Genomic DNA, 5,320 nt, shown 5'->3' on the forward strand with positions numbered 1-5,320 from the left:
GAGTGAGTACTGAAATAAAGAGATTATGCATAGAATCAAAGTTAATTTCTTCACTAAAAACATTCCTCCTGTTATTAATATTTATATTTTTTAATATTGTAGCATATAAAACTTAAAAACTTGCGGCCCGATAAATGTGTAATAAAAATGATAAAATGTATTCAAAATAATTTCAGAGGGTGTTATTATGATTACAAACATAGTTCTATTAACAGTATTTTGGTTCATGCAAGTGATAGCGCAAATATTTTTTAAAACCGGAAGTTTACATCCTGACAAATGGCTGCTGTTTTTTATATTGGGCAACGTTTTTGGCGCGTCAAGTATTTGGTTTTTGATGATGCTATATAAGAATATGAACGTTAATATAGCATTAGCTCTGGCAACCGGCGGTAGTTTTTTGCTTACACAAATAGTACTATCTTTTGTATTTCGATCAAGCTTTAATTGGATACAGATCGTTGGTATTCTAGGTATTGCAGTATGTATGATCCTGGTTGTTTTACAATAGGACTAAAATAAATAATTAGAATTATTATTTTGTTGATACTTTATATGTTAGTAGTACCGACTCCGGCGCAGTTGATGTTGTTATTTCAAATCCGGACATCATCTCGTTCCCTGTCATTTGTTTTACAATACCCGTGTCTTCGTATTTCACGTCGTAAATATTATTCGGATTAATCCCATGGAAAAAAATACGTAGTTTATCGTTCTTACAATCATCCCGCCGGAATGCTAATGCCATACCATCACAGGTATCCGGGCAGTTGAATTGGTAAGCCAGCCATGCGTCTTTACGTACCGTATAGGGTGTCAGCGGATAGTAATCGCCATAAAACATGTGGCGGATGCGTTTAAACTCAGTGATAATATTTTTTGCTGATGTTTTATCAAAGTTTGGGTCATAGGGATTCCACACGCAGACGATACCATTAGTCATAGCACTACGGAAGGCATATTTATTGGGGATTAAACTTCCTATAGAAGTTGTTGGTATCCAGAAACTCAACCCGTACGTTTGCGATTGGTAACCAACGGATTCATACGCGCGATAGTCACTTCGCCATAACGCAATACTGCGTGCTACGGTTTCGAGGTCAAGCCGCCTTCCGCCTGATGCACAATTGTCGATTATCAACCCCGGATTATGTTTTACAAGATCGTCCCAAAACGCGTATAATCCCTCAACGTGCCTAATTTCTGCGATACCTATACGGTTGGGACTGTCCAACTGTTTCCACGCGGTGAGCGGGTCCATATTAAAGTCTTGACGGTAAATGTTTATACTATCCCGCTTTATAAGGTTAGAAATGAAGTCTATAAAATATTTCCGTACATCAGGATTCCCGAAGTTCACGAGATTCAATATCGTGCCGGTTGAGGTAAATATCACCCAATCAGGATGTGTTTGATCTATCCATTTACCTCCGGAGGAACGTTCGGGTTCAAACCATAAAACAAATTTCATGCCAAGTTTCTTTAGTTCGTCAGTTATGGGTTTGAACCCGTTGGGGAACCGTTCTTTTGCAGGCGTCCACGTACCGACTTGGCATCCGTTATTTGACCCGCCTTCAGCCCAGCCGGCGTCAATCCATAAGTAGTCGAACCCGTACTCGCGCATGGTTTTTGCGTAGTCTATCTGGTTTTCAACATTAGCTTTATTAGCTAAGTTGTGTAGTGCACTGGAAGAACAAGCAAGAGGTAATGTTACGGGCTTCCCGTCGGGGCCTTTAGGTGTTTTATGTTTCAACATAAACCTGCGGAAAAGGTTTTGTGCATCCACCCAGTCCGTGCCTTTCCAAAAAACAAGCAGTATCCGCGGTTGGCGTATACTTTCACCCGGGTGAAGTTTTAACTGCATAAACTGCATTCCGGTGCGAAGGTTAACAGCAGTATCAGTAGTACGATAAATATCGGTCCACCATTGCCCGGTCCAGCCAATAGAAATCATCACACCACCGGTGCCAACCTGATCAATATTAAAAAACGGTGCAGCGAACTTGTTTGACGACCGTCCGCCTAACGGTGCAAAAAACAACGGGCTCGTACTGACATGAAGTTCAATTTCATGCGGCATAAAGTCGGAATTCGCAGCGGCACTGCCGCGCATACGGTGGATAATCACGCGGGTTGAGCTTGTGATTTCGAAATTGGTATCAATTGCCTGAAACTTTTCAATAACCGGAGTATCAACCTTGCCACGGTTTATCAGAGTTGGTACCCATTCTATTGCCGGGAAGTCAGTGTATACCAAACATTCAATTTGCAGTACCAACTGAGTTTTGGGGTCAGTATATTCGTAAACAGTTTTAGTAATTCCGTCGGCTGTTTTCGCAGGTTTAATCGTACGTGTCCAGGAATGGATAAACACAGAGGACGGTTTACCGTCGTAAACAAATGATACTGGCGGGGGGGAGTTCCGGTCAAATAGTTTCTGTTGTATACTACTCATCCTACTACTATTATCTGCTTGAGAGATAGAGCCCAGCATCAACGAAGTTGACAAAAGTAAGGTTAACAAACTCAATTACCTTTCCATCTATTATACGCGATGTTTAGCAACGGTATAAATTCGGAAGTGGCTTTCAAATTACCGGCTTGGCTGGGATGGTCGTCACCCGTAGGATATTCCAAAATGTTGGCATTAGAGTCAGCATCCCCGTCGGTTTTGTGTTGTATAGCATTATTGTACCACCTGTGATGATTACCCGTAGCGAACCCTAGGTCATTTATAGAAGATGACCCGCCGTTAGTAGTTAAGACATTATAAAAATCGAATACAAAAACGTTATTGTATTGATAGTTCGCAAGCCAAGTGTTGACTAGCCAGTTATTGAACGTCCGCGCGTTTGATGAGTATGTAGCGTCGGTTAATGGGGGGGCGGTGATCACAATAAATAATTTTTCCTGGTGTGCTCTAAAGTATTCCAGAATGTCGGTATAGATACCTTTTGCATTTGAAATAGTATGGTAATCCGAACTTGAATCTTGTCCTTTTAGCAAATTATTCCCTATCGACGGTACTGCAGTTGACGCGTTTCCCTGTAATGCAGAGTTAGGAAAACATGATTTGAACATCACAACCTCGTTTTGCCCGCCGGGATTTGAAGTTAACCGCGTATACGTACAGTTTTGTCCGGTCTCTGAATACACCGCCGCCATATACGTACTGCTGTTCGTTCCGCGGAACCAGTTATACCAATGCCCGATGTCGGTACTATCGCCGATGGAAGACGGGCCCCAGCCGTAGTTTGTGTCACTGACATAATAATTATTGTTTTTCAACGCAGTACCTAACCCGCCGTTATCGTCGGCTAACCAGTTTTCACCGGTTGAGTGATGAATAAAAATTAGTTTTACTGTAGCTGTCGGTACGGTGATATTATAGGACGTACTGGGTTGCGGTAATGGTACTAGGTTGAAGTTCATACGTACCTGCACGCTTGCAGGGACATACGTAGAAACTGATTGAGAATAATACCCGGTTGCTGATGCTACGACGGTATAACTTGCCTGTACAACGTTATTTATCGTATATTTTCCCTGCGGATTTGTTGTAGCAGAATAACTCGTGGTTCCCTGTAGCAATACTAATGCATTGTTAATATTTGCGCTGGTAACCGAGTTTTTGATAGTACCTGTAATACTGCCGACTGTAGGGACAGGTACAGCTGTGGTAGTAAGGTTCAAAATAAAATTATGCTGGGTTAATCCTGATATCGTAACGGTTTGGATTACCTGGTCATACCCTGTAACTGTTACTCTGGCAACAAAATTGCCAGGGGTTATGTTTGTAATGGTATATTGCCCGCTATTATTCGTTGTAGTTTGCAGTGTCGTCCCTTGAAGTAACACAGTTGCGTTATTGATACTGCTTGCGGCTGTACTTTTGACTGTACCATATAGAGTTGCTGTATTCGTTGTCCCTGTTGACGGGACGGGCTGCATTAGAAAATTCAGGGTTTTATTCGTATTCGCAATAACCGTAATATTTTGTGAGGATGTAATGTATCCCGCAGCGGTTACTTCCACTGTTTTGTTACCTAAAGGCACATTTGATAAGGTATACTGCCCGTTATGGGAAGTTAGTGTAGTCAACGCCGTGCCTGTCACTGTAACAGTTGCGGATTGGATTGAACTATAATCCGTGATATCCGCTACAAGCCCGCTTACCGTACCGTACTGAGTTGTTGTAGTTGTTCCGGTTGAGTTGTTTATGGGGTAATACGTTTCCTTAACTTCCTGATCAATTACTTTAATCTTTTCTTTGATAACATTTGCGATACCCAACCCAACCCCTTGTGTGCATGGGATGAAGATACTGAAGATAAGTAGTGTTGTTAATAGAACATTTGTTTTGTTATTCATTTATTTTGTCCTTATATAAAGATTAATTCCTATGTTAAACACATAATCTAATTCGGGGATCATTACGTATCCGGTCTTGCTGTCATATAAAGATACTATTGCCGGGCCGAAGTCAAACATTATACCCAGCCATTTTGTTAAGAAAAGTTCTCCCCCAAGGTAAGGAGATAATGCATAACCCGTGCCTATAGTGACCTCGCCGGTGTAGGATATATAATCATACTCGAAGCCGGCATAAAAGTTTACCCTGTTATCCGGGTTAAAATATATACTTCCGCGCAGGCCGGGGACTATTAAGTTTTCACTGAACTGAAACTTTGCATCTATCGCTAAATGTTTATTTGGGAAGTACCGTACTCCAATCCCGGGGTAGTTTATACCGAACCCAAACATACTGTCAGAAGTTTGTGCGTACAACGGTACTGTAGTGAAATAAGTCGTGATACTCAGGAGAATGGTAAAAAATAGTTTGTTTAACATGTTTTACTTAACCTTTTCTTCTTTAGCTAAAATGTTCGGTACTTTTTCACCGGCAGCTGCCATCCTGCGTTTTAATCGTTCCGCAAGTTCCGTACGTATTGCTGTATGAACGGGTGATGTTACTAAATTATTTTTTTCATACGGGTCGGATTCAAGGTCGTACAAATAATCTTCGGTATACACATCGCTTGACGCGTCACGGCCTTTTTTATCCAGTGCCTGGACGCTGTATTTCCATTTATTTGTGCGTATCGCACGGCCGCACTGGGTTTCACTTATCTGCAGGAAAACTTCTTTCTGCCACCCGGATGTATTGCCATTAACTATCGGCTGAACTGCTTGTCCTCGCATCTCCGGCGGCGGGGTTATACCTGCTGCAGTGAGTACTGTAGGGGAAAGGTCGATCAGGCTTACGAGGTTATCTATAACTTTCCCGCCGGTAAAACCCGGGCCATATATTATCATCGGG

The 5,320-nt window shown here is 41.9% G+C and carries 5 protein-coding genes; 1 reads left to right on the forward strand and 4 read right to left on the reverse strand.

What is annotated here, in order from left to right; genetic code table 11:
- Positions 1-187: 187 nt before the first annotated feature.
- Positions 188-511: a hypothetical protein gene (locus WC955_12980; protein MFA5859968.1), complete on the forward strand. Its 324-nt coding sequence runs from the start codon at positions 188-190 to the stop codon at positions 509-511.
- 24 nt (positions 512-535) lie between these two features.
- Here WC955_12980 and WC955_12985 read toward each other — a convergent pair whose 3' ends face one another.
- The 4 genes from WC955_12985 to WC955_13000 form a co-directional block, all read right to left on the reverse strand.
- Positions 536-2,455, reverse strand: a complete 1,920-nt coding sequence (locus tag WC955_12985) for a glycoside hydrolase family 36 protein (GenBank protein MFA5859969.1) — start codon at positions 2,453-2,455, stop codon at positions 536-538.
- 71 nt (positions 2,456-2,526) lie between these two features.
- On the reverse strand, positions 2,527-4,371 hold the full coding sequence (locus WC955_12990) for a carboxypeptidase-like regulatory domain-containing protein (GenBank protein ID MFA5859970.1): 1,845 nt from the start codon (positions 4,369-4,371) through the stop codon (positions 2,527-2,529).
- Positions 4,372-4,851, reverse strand: coding sequence for a hypothetical protein (locus WC955_12995; protein MFA5859971.1), 480 nt, complete (start codon positions 4,849-4,851; stop codon positions 4,372-4,374). It abuts the gene before it with no gap.
- A 3-nt stretch (positions 4,852-4,854) separates the two neighbouring features.
- Positions 4,855-5,320, reverse strand: a 466-nt coding sequence (locus WC955_13000) for a sulfatase/phosphatase domain-containing protein (protein ID MFA5859972.1), incomplete at its 5' end; no start/stop codon positions are given.

This window comes from Elusimicrobiota bacterium (assembly GCA_041658405.1).
Classification (GTDB): Bacteria; Elusimicrobiota; UBA5214; order JBBAAG01; family JBBAAG01; genus JBBAAG01.